Genomic DNA, 17973 nt, shown 5'->3' on the forward strand with positions numbered 1-17973 from the left:
ACGGCCGTTGGCTAATGTTCACGACATGACTTCTCGGACGCCGGACACCGCCGACAATCAGCTGATCGTGCGGCGAGCACGAACCTCCGACGTTCCCGAGATCAAGCGTCTGATCGACATCTACTCCGGCAAGATCCTGCTCGAGAAGAACCTCGTGACCCTGTACGAATCCGTTCAGGAGTTCTGGGTGGCCGAGCGCGGCGGCAACGTGATCGGTTGTGGCGCAATGCACGTCCTGTGGGCGGACCTGGGCGAGGTGCGCACGATCGCAGTCGATCCGTCGGCCAAGGGCCAGGGTGCGGGCCATCACGTGGTGGCCAAATTGATCGAGGTCGCGCGGGAACTCGAACTCGAGCGCCTGTTCGTTCTCACGTTCGAGGTCGACTTCTTCGGCAAGCACGGATTCGTGGAGATCGACGGCACACCCGTGACCGCCGAGGTGTACGCGGAGATGTGCCGTTCGTACGACACCGGTGTCGCCGAGTTCCTCGACCTGAGCTACGTCAAGCCGAACACCCTCGGCAACACCCGAATGCTTCTCACTCTCTGAAATCCCAGTGCGTGAGACAGATGGGCCCTGATCCCATTTTTGTTCGATGAACCCGTCCCGAGAGAGCGAGAACATGTCCCTGTTCGTAGTGGAGTACACGTATTCGGCCGATACCGTCGCCGGACGCGACGAGCATCGCCCCGCCCACCGGGAGTGGCTCGGCGAACTGGCCGAGCAGAAGACGGTGGTGTCGTCCGGCCCGTTCGCGGACGGTAGCGGCGCGTTCATCATCGTCGACGCCGCCGACGCGGCGACCGTGGAACAGCTTTTCACCCACGACCCGTTCGCCCGCAACGGCCTGGTGACGGCCACCCGGATCGTCGAATGGGTTCCGGTACTCGGCGAATTCAGCTCCTGAACCGCCGAGCACCGGACCCCTCGAGCACGACGCCCGGCGGAGTTACTTCGCCGGCGTCGCGTTCCGCGTCTTGAGGAGGCTGGCGACGGTCGTCACTGCCAGCACACCGATGATGACGGCGAGCGAGAACACCGTCGACACCTCCGGGACGGCCACGTGCTCCCCACCGTTGATGAAGCCCAGCGTGTTCTCGTGCAGAGCGTGCAGAACCAGCTTGACGCCGATGAACGCCAGGATGATCGACAGGCCGTACGACAGATACACCAGGCGATCCAGCAGGCCGCCGATCAGGAAGTACAGCTGACGCAGACCCATCAGCGCGAACGCGTTGGCCGTGAACACCAGGTACGGCTCCTGGGTGAGCCCGTAGATCGCGGGGATCGAGTCGAGCGCGAACAGCACGTCGGTGAATCCGATGGCGACCAGCGCGAGCAGCAGCGGCGTCACGACGCGCTTGCCGTTGATCCGTGTGACGAGCTTGTCGCCGTCGTAGGTGTCCGTGGTGGGGAGGATCTTCTTCGCGATGGCGACGATCTTGCTGTCGCGTTCCTCCTCTACCTCCTTCTCGTGCCCGTGATCACGCACCAGTGTGTACGCGGTGTAGATGAGGAACGCGCCGAACAGGTAGAACACCCAGCTGTAGGCGTTGATCGCCGCGGCGCCGACGCCGATGAAGATTCCGCGCATCACCAGCGCCATCACGATGCCGATCAGCAGCACCTTCTGCTGGTACTCCCGTGGCACCGCGAACGTTCCCATGATGATGACGAACACGAAGAGGTTGTCGACCGACAACGCCTTCTCGGTGACGTATCCGGCGAAATATTCGCCGCCGTACTGGCTTCCCCACAGCCACATCACGATCAGGCCGAACAGGATCGCGACGCCGATGTAGACCGACGACCAGAACGCCGACTCACGGAACGTGGGGGCGTGCGGGGTGCGTACGTGAGCGAAGAAGTCGAAGACGAACAGTCCGAGAATCACCACACAGGTGATGACCCAGACCAGCGGTGACACATGCATGAACACAGACCTCCGGTAGACCTAGCGGGTACCGGAGGTCTCTCCCGCCGCGCCGGAACCTTCTGTCCGAGCGACTGACAGCCCCGGATCGGCAATGGTGCCGATCGTGTTGACGATGCTGTCACAGAGGTGGGGATACTCCCCTCCAATTCGGTGACCATTCAACCACACTGCGCGAGAATCGCCCATTTCGGACACGCGCACGCGGGCTACTCCTGGTCGGACGGGGCCTCGTCCGGGTCGCCGCCGCGGATCGACCACAGCAGACCGTCGAGTTCGTCGGGCTTGATGAGCACCTCGCGGGCTTTCGAACCCTCGCTGGGGCCCACCACTCCCCTGGTCTCCATCAGGTCCATCAGGCGGCCTGCCTTTGCGAAACCGACACGCAGTTTCCGCTGCAGCATCGACGTGGAGCCGAACTGGCTGGAGACGACGAGTTCCACCGCCTGCAACAGCACGTCCATGTCGTCGCCGATGTCGGGATCGACGTCCTTCTTCTCCCCGACCTTGGCGGCGGTGACGCCGTCGGTGTACTCCGGCTCCGCCTGGTTCTTGCTGAAATCGACGACCGCGGAGATCTCCTCGTCGGTGATGAACGCGCCCTGCAGGCGTGTCGGCTTGCCTGCGCCCATCGGCAGGAACAGCCCGTCACCCATACCGATCAGCTTCTCGGCGCCGGGCTGGTCCAGGATGACCCGTGAGTCGGTCAGGGAGGACGTCGCGAAGGCGAGCCGTGACGGCACGTTGGTCTTGATCAGACCCGTCACGACGTCCACCGACGGCCGCTGTGTGGCGAGCACGAGGTGGATACCGGCGGCGCGCGCCTTCTGGGTGATCCGCACGATCGCGTCCTCGACGTCGCGCGGCGCGGTCATCATGAGGTCCGCGAGTTCGTCGACGATGGCGAGGATGTACGGATACGGCCGGTAGACCCGTTCGCTACCGAGCGGCGCGGTGATCTCTCCCGACTTCACCTTGGCGTTGAAGTCGTCGATGTGGCGCACCCGGTTGGCCTGCATGTCCTGGTAGCGCTGCTCCATCTCCTCCACCAGCCAGGCCAGCGCGGCCGCCGCCTTCTTCGGCTGGGTGATGATGGGCGTGATGAGGTGCGGAATGCCTTCGTACGGCGTCAACTCCACCATCTTGGGGTCGATGAGGATCATCCGGACCTCGTCGGGTGTCGCGCGGGACAGCAGCGACACCAGCATCGAGTTCACGAAGCTGGACTTACCGGAACCGGTGGAACCGGCCACGAGCAGGTGCGGCATCTTCGCGAGGTTGGCACTGACGAAGTCGCCCTCGATGTCCTTGCCGAGACCGATCACCAGCGGGTGGTGGTCCTTGCGGGTGCTTGGGGCGGTGAGCACATCGGCGAGGCGCACCATCTCACGGTCGGAGTTGGGGACCTCGATACCGACCGCGGACTTGCCCGGGATCGGCGCGAGCAGGCGCACGTTGTCGGTGGCGACGGCGTACGCGATGTTGCGGGCGAGCGCGGTAATCTTCTCGACCTTCACACCCGGGCCGAGTTCCACCTCGTAGCGGGTGACGGTCGGGCCGCGGGTGAATCCGGTGACGGCGGCGTCGATCTTGAACTGTTCGAGGACCTCGGTGATGGCCTCGATCATCGCGTCGTTGGCCGAACTGCGCTTCTTCGGCGCATCGCCCTCGATGAGCAGGGACGTCGGTGGCAGTGTGTAGTCGCCCTCGACCACCCGGTCGGTGACGAACTTGTCGACGTCGGGTAGCGGTTCCGGTTCGGGTTCCAGCTTCGGGGCGACGACGGGCTTGGCCTTGGCGCGCGGCCGTTTCGGGGCCGGTGCCGGAGCGGGCACGGGTTCCGTGGCGGGTTCGGTCTCCCACAGCCCGAGCACCTCCGTCTTCGCGGTGTCGCTGACGTCGTACTCGTCGGTGGGATAGTTGTCGGCCGGGGCACCCCGGACCCCGGTCTTGTAGTCGTCGACGGGGTAGCCGTCGGCATCGAAGAGGGTGGGGTCGTATTCGCCGTCCTCGTAGTACTCGCTGTCGTAGTCGCCGTAGTGATCGCGGCCGAACGATGTTCCGAAGTACGACTGCAGCTTGCCGGGCACCTCGCGGACCGTGGTCCCGGTCAGGAGCAGGACACCGAACAGTGCCGCCATCAGCAGCAGCGGCGCGGCCAGCCACACGGTGAGACCGTCGGTCAGGGGACCGCCCGCCGCGTACCCGACGAAGCCGGCGCCGCGTGCCCTGCCGTCGGCGTCGGCGGGCGACCCCGTCGCGATGTGCCACAGGCCGAGAACCGGCAGACCGACCAGCAGCGACCCCAGCACCAGCCGGGGCCGGATCTCGGGTTTCGGTTCGGTCCGCATCAGGATCACCGCGACGGCGACACCGATCAGCGGCAGGACAGCGGACGCCCCGCCGAACACGGCGCGGACTCCGGTCTCGATCCACTCGCCCACCGGACCGCCGGCGGAGAACCAGATTCCGCCGGCGACCACGACGCTGATCGCAATCAGTCCGAGGGCGATGCCGTCGCGCCGGTGTCCCTGCTCGATCTCGGCCGCCCTGCCGACGGTGCGGGTGGTGGCTCCGACGCCCTTCGCCACGAGCGACCAGCCGCCGCCGATTCCCCGGCCCACCGACTTCAGGGGACCGGATGCGGACGCCTTCTTCGCGGCGGGCCTCCGGGCGCCGCCGCGCGGCGACGTGGACTTACGCGGAGTGCTGACCGTCCGGGTCGTGCGGGACTTCGGCTTGGACGTCGTGCTCGAACCGCGGGCGCTCGCCTTACCTGCCATGGCTCTCAGATTAGTCGCTACGGCACCTTCCGGACCATCCGCAACACCCGTAACACGGCCAGAGCTGCGTCGAAATGGCCTCAGAACCCTCGGTCGAGGGAGGTCACGGCCTCGATGTCGGCGGCCTCGCCCTCGGTCTCGATCCGCACCTGATTCCGGCCGAACGCGTGCAGGGCGAGTTCCGACGGTTCCCCTCGCAGGATCACCCGGCCGGCGCCGGCCGTGCGGACGGTGGCCTGCTCCCCGGACGGCCGCTCGAGTACCACCGTCACCGGGGCGTGCCGGTAGCCGAGCTTGCCGACCTTGCGCGCCAGACCCCACAGCGCGTCCTGACGGTCGGCGGGCAGCACGCGCGGCTCCCACCCGTCGTGGGCGCGGCGCACGTCCTCGTGGTGGACGAACATCTCCCCCAGGTTCACCTGCGCGTCCACCCAGTACATCGGCGACCACATCGGCGGACCCGACCGGACCTCGTCCAGCAGCCGGCTCCACGGACGCGTCGCCGTCTCGTTCTGGACGCGTTCGGTGTACCCGGCGAGCAGGCCCACGACGATGCCCGGGGCAGCGTCGAGGCGTCGTTCGCGCACGATCAGGTGGGCGGCCAGGTCCCGGTTGGTCCACGTCCCGCAGAGGGTCGGGGCGTCGGGACCGAATTCGGCCATCGAGTCGACGAGGGAGAGGCGTTCATCGCGGGCAAAGGTCACCCGACCGAATCTACCTGTCGGAGAACTACTTGCCCTCCGCCGACGGCACCGCGATGACGGTCGGAACGATCATCGGCCGGCGACGGTACTTGTCGGCCACCCATCTGCCGACGACACGCCGGATCGCCTGGGCGATGCGGTGAGCGTCGTTGATGCCTTCGGTGGCCAGGCGCAGCAGCTCCGCCTCGACCAACTGCGCCGCGTCCTTGAGGGCCGTCGGGTCGTCGGAGAATCCGCGTCCGGACACCTCGGGGGTGCTGACCGCGCGGCCCGTGTGGTCGTCGATGACGACGTTGATGGCGATGAACCCGCCCTCACCGAGGACCAACCGGTCCGACAGTGTGGAGTCGCCGACGTCGCCGACGGACAGTCCGTCGACGTAGACGTGCCCGACGGGAACCTGCCCGACGATCTCGGCGAGACCGTCGACCATGTCGACCACCACACCGTCCTCGGCGAGCACGATCCGCTCCTCCGGCACACCGGTCGCCTTCGCGAGGGCGGCGTTGGCCCGCAGGTGGCGCCATTCGCCGTGGACCGGCATCGCGTTGGTGGGCCGGACCGCGTTGTACAGGTACAGGAGCTCACCCGCCGAGGCGTGACCGGAGACGTGCACCTTCGCGCTCTGCTGGGTGACGACGGTGGCGCCGCGCTTGGCGAGGCCGTTGACGACGGCGAACACGGAGTTCTCGTTGCCGGGGATCAGCGACGAGGCCAGCACGACGAGGTCGTTGGCCCGGATGTTGATCTGCCGGTGCTCGCCGCGGGCCATCCGCGACAACGCCGACAGCGGTTCGCCCTGCGAGCCGGTGGAGATGAGGACGAGCCGGTCGTCGGGCAGGTTGGCCGCGGTGTCGATGTCGACGACCAGACCGTCCGGGACACTCAGGTAGCCGAGATCCTGCGCGATCTGCATGTTGCGGACCATCGACCGGCCCACGAACGCGACCCGCCGGTTGTACCGGTGCGCGACGTCGACGACCTGCTGGATGCGGTGCACGTGGCTGGCGAAGGAGGCCACGATCACACGCTGCCGGGCCTTGCCGATGACGTTGTCGAGCACTCCCCCGATCTCACGTTCGGGGGTGACGAATCCCGGCACCTCGGCGTTGGTGGAGTCGACGAGGAACAGGTCGACGCCCTCGTCGCCGAGACGGGAGAAGCCGGCGAGGTCGGTGAGCCTGCCGTCGAGCGGCAACTGGTCGAGCTTGATGTCGCCGGTGTGCAGCACGACGCCGGCGTCGGTCCGGATCGCGACGGCAATGGCGTCGGGGATCGAGTGGTTGACGGCGAAGTACTCGCACTCGAATGGGCCGTGTTCGGTGCGCTGACCCTCGACGACCTCGACGAGGTTGGGACGCTGGCGGTGCTCACGGCACTTGGCCGCGACGAGCGCGAGCGTGAACCGCGAACCGACGACCGGCAGATCCGGACGCAGGCGCAGCAGGAACGGGATGGCGCCGATGTGGTCCTCGTGGCCGTGCGTGAGGACGACTGCCTCGACGTCGTCCATGCGGTCCTCGATGTGCCGGAAGTCCGGGAGGATCAGGTCGACACCAGGCTGCTGGTCTTCCGGGAACAGCACACCGCAGTCGACGATGAGCAGTTTGCCCTGGTGCTCGAAGACGGTCATGTTGCGACCGATCTCGCCGATGCCGCCGAGAGCCACCACCCGCAGCCCCTTGAACGGGGCCTTCGGCGGGGCGCCGAGCCGGGCCGTCGGATCGACCGCGGCCGGCCGCGAGTCCTGACGCTTGTTGCCGGCGCGCCGTCCGGAGCGCGACGACGACTTGTTGGCGGCGCCCCCCTTCGTGGAGGAAGCCTTCACGGGCGCGGACTTGGCCTGCTCCGACTTCGGGGCACTCGGCTCGTCGGCGACGACGGGCGCCGACTTCGCCGGCTCGGCGGCGGGGGCCGGCGTCGCCGGCTCGGCGGCGGGGGCCGGCGTCGCCGGCTCGGCGGCGGGGGCCGGCGTCGTCGGCTCGCTCGCTGTGGGGGAAGGGGGGCCTGCCTGGCGGCTGGCGCTGCGACGACGAGGCGGTCGGGTCACGCGAGCACCCCCGCTGCGTGCAGATCGGCGGCCAGGAGATCGATCTGATCGTGCGTGGGCGCCACCTGCGGCAACCGGGGTTCACCGACGTCGAGGCCGATCAGGCGCAGACCCGCCTTCGACGCGCTCACGCCGCCGAGACGCGCCACCGAGCGGATGACCGGGATGAGGCTGAGGTTGATGGCGCGGGCGCGGGCGATGTCCCCCGCCGCGAAGGCGGTGTGCAGTTCACGCAGCCGGCCGGGCACGAGGTGCCCGATGACGCTGACGAATCCCGTCGCGCCCACCGACAGCCACGGCAGGTTGAGCGGATCGTCACCCGAGTAGAACTGGAGGTCGGTGGTGCCGATCAGCTCGGCGCCCGCGTTGAGGTCGCCCTTGGCGTCCTTGACCGCGACGATGCGCGGGTGCTCGGCGAGGCGCCGGATGGTCTCCGTCTCGATGGGGACCACGGAGCGGGGTGGAATGTCGTAGAGCATGACCGGAAGGTCGGTGGCGTTGGCGACAGCGGTGAAGTGCGCGAACAGTCCGGCCTGCGGCGGACGCGAGTAGTAGGGGGTGACGACGAGGAGGCCCTGCGCGCCGGCGCGGGCGGCGTCACGGGCGAGTTCGACGCTGTGCGCGGTGTCGTTGCTGCCCGCGCCGGCGATGATCTTCGCGCGGTTGCCCACCGCGTCGATGACCGCCCGGAGCAGCTCGAGCTTCTCGTTTTCGGTGGTCGTCGGCGACTCACCGGTCGTGCCGGCGAGCACGAGGGAGTCGCACCCGTTGTCGACGAGGTACGCCGCGAGGCGGACACCGGCGTCGACGTCCAGCTTTCCGTCCGAGGTGAACGGCGTCACCATCGCTGTGGACACGGTGCCGAACGGACGCTCGACTGGAGAAGCGGAATCACCGTAGGTCATGGTCAGAAGGCTACCCGGTGACCCAGGTACTTTTGCACACCACTCACGCGTCGGCGGAAAACGTGCTCCGCGCCACCTCGGTGCCGTCGCCCCAGTCCAGTACCTCGAAGTCGCCGAAGACATTCGGTGCGGCCGCCTGCAGCTGCCTCAGGCACTCGACCGCGACACGGCGAATCTCCACGTCGGCGTGCTCGGTGGCCCGCATCGAGACGAAGTGCCGCCAGGCGCGGTAGTTGCCGGTGACCACCACGCGGGTCTCCGTCGCGTTGGGCAGGACGGCCCTCGCGGCCTGCCTCGCCTGCTTGTTGCGCAGCGGCACGTTGGAGGTGTCGGCCAGTTTCGATTCGAGGGCCTCGAGGAGTTCGCCGTACGCCGCCCTGCTGGCGTCGGTGGCCTTCGCGAACAGCTCCTCGAGTTCGGGGTCGCCGGCGATCGCGGGCGGGACGACGACGTTCCCCTCGTTCTCCCGCACGAAGCGCTGCGACAGCTGCGAGTAGGAGAAGTGGCGGTGCCGGATCAACTCGTGGGTGCAGGACCGGGAGATGCCGGTGATATAGAAGCTGACGGTGCCGTGTTCGAGGACCGACTCGTGCCCGACCTCGAGCAGATGACGCAGGTATCCGGCGTTGGTGGCGGTGCGGGGGTTGGGTTTGGACCAGCTCTGGTAGCACGCCCGGCCCGCGAATTCCGCCAGCGCTTCGCCGCCGTCGGCGTCGGTCTCCCACGGGATGTCCGCCGGTGGAAAGAACTCCGTCTTCGCGACGAGTTGCACCCTGAGCGGCACGGTCTGCGGCACTGCGCTGATCCTCCTACCGAACTCCCTGGTCGGGAGTCCCTCCTGAATGCATCGACCCTAGTCGCAGCATCGGCCTGACACTGTCCGAGGGTGACATCACCAAGCTGAGGTCACGACTGCTTGACTGGCGTCACGGTTGACGTCATGCTGGCGTCATGGACCTCGGCATCTATGTCTCCCGGCTGCGAGACGACCTGAACGCAGCAGCCGCACTCGGCGACGAGCAGACGCGGGCGACCGCTGCGGCGCTCGCCGCCGCAGTCGAACCCGCCGCGCGCCTGCTCCTCCTGTCGGCGCTCACCGACTTTGCGGGAGAGGTGTCTTCCGAACTCGGCAATCGCACCGTCGGCGTGCGCCTGGACGGCAGCGAGGTGGCGGTCGACGTGCACCGGACTCCCGCCCAGCCCGGGCCGGACAGGGAACGCACCGCCACCGCCGAGGACATCGGTGCCGCGTTCGATGACGTCACCGGTGACATCAGCCGCGTCACCCTCCGCCTGATGGATCAGATCAAGTCGAAGGCCGAGGAGGCCGCCTCCCAGAACGGGGTGTCGCTCAATTCCTGGGTGTCGCAAGCGGTCCAGGGCGCGCTCAAGGACCAGATGCGCCGGAACGGGAGAGGCGATTTCTGAGCGCCGGTGCACTCACTCCACGCGCCCGTCGGCGGCGGTGATGTAATTACGTCGCATCAGCCACACGGTGAGAGTCGCCACGGGCTCGAAGGAGCGAAGAACATGGCCGTTTCCGGCGTCAAGGAATTCGAGATCAAGGCCGATCCGGCCACGGTGATGGCCGCGATCGCTGCGGTGGATCGCCTGCCCGAGTGGTCCTCGGCCCACAAGTCGGTCACCATCGAGAGCACACACGACGACGGCCGCCCCCACCGAGTCCGGATGAGCGTCTCCATCCTCGGGATCAGCGACGAGCAGGTCGTCGACTACACGTTCGAGGGCGACAACACGGTGTCGTGGCACCTCGTCGAGAGCGGCCAGCAGAACGCCCAGGACGGGTCGTACGTCCTCACCGAGTCCGGCGCCGGCACCAAGGTGACGTTCGAATTGACGGTCGACCCGAAGATTCCGCTGCCGGGGTTCCTCGTGAAGAAGGCGCAGAAGACGGCGCTCGAGACCGCGAGCAAGGGCCTGACGAAGTTCGTCGAGAGCCTGTAGGCAGTCGAGAGCCTCCAGTTCTTCACTCTCCTCGCGGCCGCGACGCCTCGGCCGCGAGGAGGGCACCGAGGTTGCCGCGATCGTCCACTCGGACGTCGTCCAGGCCCAACCACGTTGCCATTCTTCGCAATTCCGGAACCAGCGCCTCCACCACGTGCCCCGGACTCCGGTCGGGTTCGACGAACGCGGATCGCACTTCGAGCGTCCCCGACGCGCGGTCGGCCTTGAGATCGACCCTCGCCACCAGTTCACCGTTCAGCAGGAACGGGAAGACGTAGTACCCGTGGACACGTTTGTGCGCGGGGGTGTAGATCTCGAGGCGGTACCGGAAGTCGAATACCCGCTCGGTACGGGGCCGGCAGAAAACCAGCGGATCGAACGGGCAGAGCAGCGCCGCCCCCTCCACCTTCCGGGGAACCCGGACGTCGCGGTGGACGAATGCCGATGCCTCCCAGCCCCGGACGCCGACCCGTTCGAGCACACCGTCCTCGACGAGGTCCTCGACGGCCGCGGCGGTCTGCGCCGGCGACAGCCGGTAGTAGTCGCGCAGATCGGGTTCGGTGGCCACCCCGAGGGCCCGCGCGGACCGCTGCACCAGGCCACGGACGGCGTCCTCCTCCGAAACGTTCTCGGCGAGGACCGCTTCCGGCAGCACCCGTTCGGTGAGGTCGTAGTGACGGGTGAAGGCGACGCGCTTGTCGACCGCCAGCGCACCGGACGCGAACAGCTGCTCGCACACCACTTTGGTGTCGCTGCGATCCCACCAAGGACCCTTGCGGTCGGGCCGGTCGACCTCGAGGTGTTTCTCCACGTCGCCCGCGCTGCACGCACCGACGGCGCCGATCACGTCGAGCACGTCGGCGGCGAGCGTGGGATTGCGGTCGAGTACGCGGGATTCGCCGGACCAGCGTCCGTGCCGGTACCGGTGCATCCGCCAGCGCAGCAGCGGCCAGTCCTCGACCGGGATGAACGCCGCCTCGTGCGCCCAGTACTCCGCCAGCATCCGGGGTGCGCGGGCGGAGTGCGACCACGCCGCCGAGTCGACCAGACCGCGGTCGTACACCCCGAGACGGCTGAACAGCGGGACGTAGTGGGCGCGCACGGCCACCGACACGGAGTCGATCTGGAACAACCGCACGCGGTCGAGAACCGAACGGACGTGCCTGCGCGTCGGTGTACCGGCCGGCTTCCGGTCGGCGAAACCCTGCGCCCAGAGCGCCGTTCTCCGGGCCGCGGCGGCGGTCATCTCACGCATGACCGAAGCTTGCCATCGGCCACCGACACGGTCGACGGCGACGTCGTCAGGCGTCCTCCGCCAGCGTGACCGCCACCGTCGCGCCGAGTTCGTACAACCGCTCCCGCGCACTCGCGTCGACAGATCCGGTCAGTTCCAGGATCTCGGCGACCTGGGTGAGCGCCAGCCCGGTCACGATCTTCTGCACCGACTTCACGGCCCCGGCGGTGTCGTTGTTGCCGTGCACCCAGAGTCCGTAGGGGCGCCCGGCGACCGCGTCGAGGCACGGGTAGTAGACGGTGTCGAAGAAGTGCTTCAGCGCACCGGACATGTAGCCGAAGTTGGCGGAGGTCCCGAACAGGAACCCGTCGGCCGCGAGGACGTCGGGGACGGTCGCGCCGAGTGCGGGGATCGACTTCACCTCGACGCCGTCGATGTCGGGGTCCCGCGCGCCTTTCAGTACGGCTTCGAGGCACTCACGGGTCACCGGCGACGGCGTGTGGTGGACGACGAGTAGTGACTTCACAGTCGTCAGCGTACGACCGGGTCCGTCTACTACCGGCCGGGCTCGCCTTCCCGTTCGACACGTTCGAGTTCCACAGCCCGTTTCATCGTCTCCCTGGCCCGGCCGCGGTCGCCGGCGTAGTCGTAGGCGCGCGCGAGCCGGTAGGAGTTCCGCCAGTTGTCCGGGTCTGCTTCCCATTCGGACTTGACCTGCTGGAACAGTGCGTCGGCGGCGTCCCGGTCGATGCGGCCCGAGGGGCGCTTCGGCAGATCGCTGACATCCAGTTCGAGTCTCTCGTCGGCGATGCGGCGGGACAGATGCTGGTGCTGGAATCCGGCACGCAGCGTGGCGTAGACGATCCAGGCGCCCAGGAACGGCAGGATCAGGACGCCGATCCCCAGGCCGATCGCGGCTGCTCCGCCGTCCTGGATCAGCTCGATCCCACGCCGGCCGAGAAGGACGAAGTAGAACGCCAGCGCTGCGACCAGCAGTCCGATCGTGACGACGGTCTTGGTCGAGCCGTCCTTCACAGGTCGAGAAGGGGGTCGATACCGACGGTGAGACCGGGGCGGTTGCCGATCTCTCGCACACCGAGCAGGACGCCGGGGGCGAAGGAGTTGCGGTCGATCGAATCGTGGCGGATGGTCAGCGTCTCGCCCTGCGTGCCGAGGATGATCTCCTGATGGGCGACCAGACCTGCGAGCCGCACGGAATGGACCCGCACGCCGTCCACGTCGGCGCCGCGCGCACCGTCCAGTTCGGTGGTCGTCGCGTCGGGGCTCGGTCCCACGCCGGCCTTGCGGCGTGCCTCGGAGATGAGGGCGGCGGTCCGGTAGGCGGTGCCGGACGGCGCATCCGCCTTGTTGGGGTGGTGCAACTCGATGACCTCGACGGAATCGAAGAATCGTGCTGCCGCTTCGGCGAAGCGCATGGAGAGGACGGCGCCGATTGCGAAGTTGGGGGCAATCAGGACCCCGACGTCGGGGCGCTCGATCAGCCACGACCGCACCGTGTCGAGTCTCGTGTCGTCGAACCCGGTGGTGCCCACCACGGCATGAATGCCGTTGGAGACGAGGAACTTCAGGTTGTCCATCACCACGTCGGGGTGGGTGAAGTCGACGACGACCTGCGTGCCGGCCTCGCCGAACGACTCGAGCCGGTCGCCGTGATCGACCTCCGCGACGAGTTCGAGGTCCGGTGCCTGCTCCACCGCCTCGCAGATCGCCCGTCCGACCTTGCCCTTGGCCCCGAGAACCCCGACCCTGATGGGTGCTGCTGCGCTCACTTCTCCACGCTCCGTCCAGTCACAACGATTCCCCCGAAAGCCTACGCAATCGCCGGGTGCCGACCGCTGCGCAGGGGCGGGGTGGGAGACCTGCGTCTCGTCCTCACACGCGGCGGGGCTCGTATTCCGGGTGCCAGTGCGGTGATCGGCCGAGCAGCGACAGCACCGCGCCGAAATCCGCAGAGTCGGCGCCGGCGGTCAATCCCGGGGCGAACGCGGCGCCCTCGCGCAGCCGGTCCGCACCGTCCGGCACGCGACGGGCGATGGGGAGAACCGCGGCTACCATGCCGGTTTCGGGTGCGAAGTCGAGTTCGAGTGCTCGCGCAACGTCCCACGAATGGACGGCGTAGTCGAGGAAGTGGAACCCGACGGCGGTGGCGGCGGGGAACGGGAACTCGGTGCTGATCTCCGGTAGCCAGAACTGCCGCTCCCCGACACCGTCGCGGGCGAAGGCCTCGACGACGGTGTCCGCCGCCGCACGATAGGCGGCAACCGGGTTCGCCGACGCATGCGGCCGCCAGCGCGACAGGTCGGGCCCGTCGCCCGCGGCCGCCGCGGCGAACCCCAGGTGCTGCACGGTCATGTGGGCAAGCAGTTCGCCGAGGGTCCACTGCGCGCACGGTGTCGCGCGCTGCAGGTCGCGGCTCGTCACGTGCGACACGATCTCCACACTCGTCTCCACGGCGCGGGCATCCCAGCGCCGGACCTCGTCCACATCCATCGTCGGTACCTCGCCCTTCGAACCGAATTAATACGCTACCGCTTATCATCTACTTAAGTAGATGATCGGTCAAGGTGTATTTTCTGCGGTATGCCGAGCCTCCACCCGAAGAACGGACAGCACGAGCGCACCCGCCCCGACCTCGCCGCGATGACGACCACCCTGAACCGCTCACTGGTGGCGGCGGAACTCCCCGTGCTCGCCGAGCACGGGCTGACCATGTGGGGATACGTCGTACTCCTCGCACTCGACGAGCACCCGCTGCGCACCCAGGCCGCCCTCGCGGAGGCGATCGGCGCCGACAAGACCAGGATCATCAGTGTGCTCGACGAACTGCAGGACCGCGGCCTGATCGACCGGCAGCGTGATCCCGCGGACCGCCGGGCCCGGCTGCTGTCGCTGACCCCGGACGGGCATCGGGTGCGCGATTCGGCGCAGGCGGCGATCCGGCGGGGCGAGGAGCGACTCCTCACCCGGTTGCCGGAGCGGGAGCGCGCGGGCTTTCTGGCCGGCCTGATTGCGTTGTCGGCACTGTCCGTCGAAGACGTCACGGGGCGCCCGAGCGACTCCGACTGACGGAATCCGCGCGAATCAGTCGAACACGATGATCTGCCGGATCGCCCTGCCGTCGGCGAGTTCGTCCATGCCGCGGTTGATGTCGTCGAGCGTGATGCGGGAGGAGATGAGTTTCTCGACGGGAAGCTTCCCGGAGCGCCAGAGGTCCTCGTAGATCGGGATGTCGCGGGACGGCACCGCCGACCCGAGGTAGCTGCCGATGATCGTGCGGGCCTCCGCCACCAGGGTGAGCGGGGAGATCGACGACTGCGCGTCCGGGCTCGGCAGTCCGACGGTGATCGTCTTGCCCCCAGGAGAGGTTGCGCGAACAGCCGATTCGAACGCGCGGGCGTTCCCGGCGGCCTCGATGACGATGGGCGCCCGGACGCCCGCTTCCTCGAGTTCCGCCGGGGTGTAGACCGCCGTCGCTCCGAGTTCGCGGGCGGTCTGCAATTTCGCGGGCACGGCGTCCACGCCGATGACCTCGCCGGCGCCCCGGGACACGGCCGTCAGGATCGCGGCCATTCCCACCCCGCCGAGCCCGACGACCATCACGGCCTGGCCGGGTTGCGGGTCGCCCGCGTTGAGGACGGCGCCGCCGCCGGTGAGGACGGCGCATCCGAGCACGGCCGCCACGTCGGCGGGGACGTCGTCGCCGACGGGAACGACCGAGCGCCGGTTGACGACCGCGTGCGTCGCGAATCCGGACACCCCGAGGTGGTGGTGCACGGTGGCGCCGCCGCGGTGCAGTCGCGCTCCCCCGTCGAGTAGGGTTCCGTCGTTGTTCGCACTGGTGCCGGGCCCGCACGGCATCCGGCCGTCGGTGGCGCAGCCTTCACACTCTCCGCAGCGCGGGAGGAACGTCATGACCACGCGCTGTCCGACCGCGACGTCGTCGACGCCGGCGCCGAGTTGCGTGATCCGCCCCGCCGCCTCGTGCCCGAGCAGCATCGGGACCGGGCGCACCCGGTTGCCGTCGACGACGGACAGGTCGGAGTGGCACAGACCCGCCGCCTCGATCCGGACCAGGATCTCGCCCGCACCGGGTTCGTCGAGGTCGAGTTCGGAGATCGAGATCGGCGCCGACTCGGCGAACGGGCGCGTTCTCCCGATCTCCTCGAGTACCGCTCCACGGATCTTCATGTCGGGCTGCTCCTGTCGGTGTTCGGCGAATCCTCGTTACCGGACGATGCCGCGCACCGAGGCCGGCAGGTCGCGCTTGCGACGATACGGTCCGACGACGGCGGCGGCGAACGGGCGCTGCAGCAGGACCCTCGCGACGTCGCGGACCTCGTCGGTGGTGACCGCGTCGATCTTGCTCAGGGTTTCGGTGATGCTGCGGTGATTGCCGTAGTTGAGCTCACTGCGACCGATGCGGTGCATCCGGGAGCCCGAATCCTCCAGTCCCAGAACCAGTCCGCCCCGCAGCGAACCCTTGGCGCGGGCGCACTCGGCGTCGGTGATGCCCTCGGCCGCCACGTTCGACAGCACCTCACGGATCACCGTGGTGACCTCGCCGAGGTTCTCGGGCTGGCACCCGGCGTAGATCGAGAACGCGCCCGTGTCGGAGAACGTGTCGATGCCCGAGTACACGGAATATGCCAGGCCGCGGATCTCCCGCACTTCCTGGAAGAGCCGGGAACTGAGCCCGCCGCCGACGGCGGCGTTGAGGACCGACAGCGCCCAGCGGTGGGCCTCGTGCCGCCCGAACGCGCGCACCCCGAGCGAGAGGTGGACCTGTTCGCTGTCCCGGTTGGTCAGGCTGAGCGCCGGCTCCGTGCGCAGGCGCAGGGTGCCTGCGCGTCGGGGAGCTGGTTCGGACGCCGATTCGAGGTGCCCGGCGAACGCGCGCCGCACCAGCTCGACCGTGTGTTCGTGCTCCACGTTGCCGGCGACGGCGACCACCATGCGCGGCGGCGTGTAGCGCCGCACGTGGAACGAGTGGAGTTGGGTGCGGGTCATCGATTCGATGGATTCGACACTGCCGATCACCGGCCTGCCGACGGGATGGTCGCCGTACAGAGCGGTCAGGAACGCGTCGCCGAGGAGGTCCTCCGGGTCGTCGTCGCGCATCGAGATCTCTTCGAGGACCACCTGGCGTTCGACGTCGACGTCGGAGGACCGGCAGCGGCCGCGCAGGACGACGTCACTGACGAGGTCGATGGCGAGCGGCAGGTCGTCGTCGAGCACGTGCGCGTAGAAGCAGGTGTGCTCCTTGGACGTGAAGGCGTTGAGCTCGCCGCCGACGCCGTCCATCACCTGCGCGATGTCGAGAGCGCTGCGCGACGGCGTGGCCTTGAACAGCAGGTGCTCGAGGAAGTGCGCGGCACCGGCGACGGTGGGTTGCTCGTCACGTGATCCGACACCCACCCAGACGCCCACGGACGCGGATCGGACACCGGGAACGTATTCGGTGACCACCCGGAGCCCGCCGGGGAGCACGGTGCGCCGGACGCCGGCATCCGGCTCGTGCAGGGTCGGCGCTTGGGTGAGTGCGGCAGTGCGGCTGCGATCGATCTTGGCCATGTAGTGGTTCAGCGGTCCTCGAAAGCTGGGCGTCGTCGAACGGCAAACTTTACACGCGGCCCCCGACAGCGGGTCACCAGCCTCGACGACGGGGTTGCGAGCCGATGAGCTCGCCGTTCCGGGCGACGTCGCGGCTCCGGTACACGATGTAGGGGCGGAACAGATAGCCCACGGGAGCGCTGAAGGCGTGCACGAGCCGGGTGAACGGCCAGAGGGCGAACAACACCAGAGCAATCGCGACGTGGATGTGGAAGGCCGGCGCCGCCTGCGCCATCAGATCGCCGCGGGGCTGCAGAATCCAGATCGACCGGAACCACGGCGACACCGTCTCGCGGTAGTTGCTCTCCTCGCCGACGACGCCGGATCCGAGCAGGGTGGTCGCCAGCCCGGCGACGATCGCGGCGAGCAGCACCGCGTACATCAGCTTGTCGTTCCAGGTGGTCGCCGTGAACACTGGACCCCGGGTACGGCGGCGATACACCAGAACGAGCGCACCGGCCAGGGTCGCGACACCCGCGATCGCACCGAGCACGAGGGCCTGGACGTGATAGGCGTGCTCGCTCATCCCGATCGCATCGGTCCACGACTGCGGGACGACCAGGCCGATCACGTGTCCGGCGATCACGACGAGGATGCCGAAGTGGAACAGCGGGCTGCCGATCCGCAGCAATCGGCTCTCGTAGAGCTGCGACGAGCGGGTGGTCCAGCCGAATTTGTCATAGCGGTACCGCCACCACGTGCCGACCACGAAGATCGCCAGCGTGACGTACGGCACGATGTCCCAGAAGAGTTCACCGGCGGACATG

General features: G+C 68.3%; 19 protein-coding genes. 5 read left to right on the forward strand and 14 right to left on the reverse strand.

The window, feature by feature from the left end; translation table 11 throughout:
• Positions 1-25 precede the first annotated feature (25 nt).
• Positions 26-550: an amino-acid N-acetyltransferase gene (locus BLV94_RS10740; protein WP_072942430.1), complete on the forward strand. Its 525-nt coding sequence runs from the start codon at positions 26-28 to the stop codon at positions 548-550.
• Between the two features lie 73 nt (positions 551-623).
• Positions 624-908: a YciI family protein gene (locus BLV94_RS10745; protein WP_072942431.1), complete on the forward strand. Its 285-nt coding sequence runs from the start codon at positions 624-626 to the stop codon at positions 906-908.
• Positions 909-950: 42 nt separating this feature from the next.
• On the opposite strand, the gene BLV94_RS10750 is transcribed toward BLV94_RS10745, so the two are convergent.
• From BLV94_RS10750 to thyX, 6 genes are all read right to left on the reverse strand, one after another.
• The gene (locus BLV94_RS10750) at positions 951-1934 is read right to left on the reverse strand and encodes a TerC family protein (protein WP_072942466.1); all 984 of its coding nucleotides are present in this window, start codon (positions 1932-1934) and stop codon (positions 951-953) included.
• A gap of 209 nt (positions 1935-2143) precedes the next feature.
• Positions 2144-4717, reverse strand: coding sequence for a DNA translocase FtsK (locus BLV94_RS10755; protein ID WP_072942432.1), 2574 nt, complete (start codon positions 4715-4717; stop codon positions 2144-2146).
• An 80-nt stretch (positions 4718-4797) separates the two neighbouring features.
• On the reverse strand, positions 4798-5421 hold the full coding sequence (locus BLV94_RS10760; RefSeq protein ID WP_072942433.1) for a TIGR03085 family metal-binding protein: 624 nt from the start codon (positions 5419-5421) through the stop codon (positions 4798-4800).
• 25 nt (positions 5422-5446) lie between these two features.
• Entirely contained in the window at positions 5447-7471 is a 2025-nt protein-coding gene (locus BLV94_RS10765) for a ribonuclease J (RefSeq protein WP_074933724.1), read from the reverse strand.
• Positions 7468-8376 carry a 4-hydroxy-tetrahydrodipicolinate synthase gene (gene dapA, locus BLV94_RS10770; protein WP_015890417.1) on the reverse strand — a complete coding sequence of 303 codons (909 nt, stop codon included), beginning with the start codon at positions 8374-8376 and terminating at the stop codon, positions 7468-7470. The genes BLV94_RS10765 and dapA overlap by 4 nt, the downstream gene beginning before the upstream one ends.
• Positions 8377-8419: 43 nt before the next feature.
• The gene (gene thyX / locus BLV94_RS10775; protein ID WP_072937969.1) at positions 8420-9172 is read right to left on the reverse strand and encodes an FAD-dependent thymidylate synthase; all 753 of its coding nucleotides are present in this window, start codon (positions 9170-9172) and stop codon (positions 8420-8422) included.
• 155 nt (positions 9173-9327) lie between these two features.
• On the opposite strand from thyX, the gene BLV94_RS10780 reads away from it, so the two are divergent.
• Together BLV94_RS10780 and BLV94_RS10785 are read left to right on the forward strand one after the other, a co-directional pair.
• Positions 9328-9804, forward strand: coding sequence for a toxin-antitoxin system HicB family antitoxin (locus BLV94_RS10780; protein WP_072937968.1), 477 nt, complete (start codon positions 9328-9330; stop codon positions 9802-9804).
• Positions 9805-9906: 102 nt separating this feature from the next.
• Positions 9907-10341: an SRPBCC family protein gene (locus tag BLV94_RS10785; RefSeq protein WP_015890414.1), complete on the forward strand. Its 435-nt coding sequence runs from the start codon at positions 9907-9909 to the stop codon at positions 10339-10341.
• Positions 10342-10363: 22 nt separating this feature from the next.
• Here BLV94_RS10785 and BLV94_RS10790 read toward each other — a convergent pair whose 3' ends face one another.
• The 5 genes from BLV94_RS10790 to BLV94_RS10810 all read right to left on the reverse strand — a co-directional run bounded on the left by BLV94_RS10790 (position 10364) and on the right by BLV94_RS10810 (position 14086).
• Positions 10364-11596, reverse strand: a complete 1233-nt coding sequence (locus tag BLV94_RS10790; protein ID WP_072937966.1) for a winged helix-turn-helix domain-containing protein — start codon at positions 11594-11596, stop codon at positions 10364-10366.
• A gap of 46 nt (positions 11597-11642) precedes the next feature.
• On the reverse strand, positions 11643-12101 hold the full coding sequence (locus tag BLV94_RS10795; protein ID WP_072937964.1) for a flavodoxin family protein: 459 nt from the start codon (positions 12099-12101) through the stop codon (positions 11643-11645).
• Positions 12102-12130: 29 nt separating this feature from the next.
• Complete coding sequence (locus BLV94_RS10800) at positions 12131-12610, reverse strand: hypothetical protein (RefSeq protein WP_072937963.1); 480 nt, start codon at positions 12608-12610, stop codon at positions 12131-12133.
• On the reverse strand, positions 12607-13365 hold the full coding sequence (gene dapB, locus BLV94_RS10805; protein ID WP_072937961.1) for a 4-hydroxy-tetrahydrodipicolinate reductase: 759 nt from the start codon (positions 13363-13365) through the stop codon (positions 12607-12609). The genes BLV94_RS10800 and dapB overlap by 4 nt, the downstream gene beginning before the upstream one ends.
• 103 nt (positions 13366-13468) lie before the next feature.
• Positions 13469-14086, reverse strand: a complete 618-nt coding sequence (locus tag BLV94_RS10810; protein ID WP_072937959.1) for a TIGR03086 family metal-binding protein — start codon at positions 14084-14086, stop codon at positions 13469-13471.
• Between the two features lie 90 nt (positions 14087-14176).
• Here BLV94_RS10810 and BLV94_RS10815 point away from each other — a divergent pair, with 90 nt between their 5' ends.
• Positions 14177-14662 (forward strand): MarR family winged helix-turn-helix transcriptional regulator, encoded by a 486-nt coding sequence (locus tag BLV94_RS10815; RefSeq protein ID WP_072937957.1) that lies wholly within the window; start codon positions 14177-14179, stop codon positions 14660-14662.
• Between the two features lie 15 nt (positions 14663-14677).
• Here BLV94_RS10815 and BLV94_RS10820 read toward each other — a convergent pair whose 3' ends face one another.
• The 3 genes from BLV94_RS10820 to narI all read right to left on the reverse strand — a co-directional run bounded on the left by BLV94_RS10820 (position 14678) and on the right by narI (position 17972).
• Entirely contained in the window at positions 14678-15784 is a 1107-nt protein-coding gene (locus BLV94_RS10820; RefSeq protein WP_072937955.1) for an alcohol dehydrogenase catalytic domain-containing protein, read from the reverse strand.
• 36 nt (positions 15785-15820) lie between these two features.
• Positions 15821-17167, reverse strand: coding sequence for a M16 family metallopeptidase (locus BLV94_RS10825; protein ID WP_072937953.1), 1347 nt, complete (start codon positions 17165-17167; stop codon positions 15821-15823).
• 73 nt (positions 17168-17240) lie between these two features.
• Complete coding sequence (narI, locus tag BLV94_RS10830; RefSeq protein WP_072937951.1) at positions 17241-17972, reverse strand: respiratory nitrate reductase subunit gamma; 732 nt, start codon at positions 17970-17972, stop codon at positions 17241-17243.
• Position 17973 lies beyond the last annotated feature (1 nt).

The organism is Rhodococcus koreensis (genome assembly GCF_900105905.1).
Classification (GTDB): domain Bacteria; phylum Actinomycetota; class Actinomycetes; order Mycobacteriales; family Mycobacteriaceae; genus Rhodococcus_F; species Rhodococcus_F koreensis.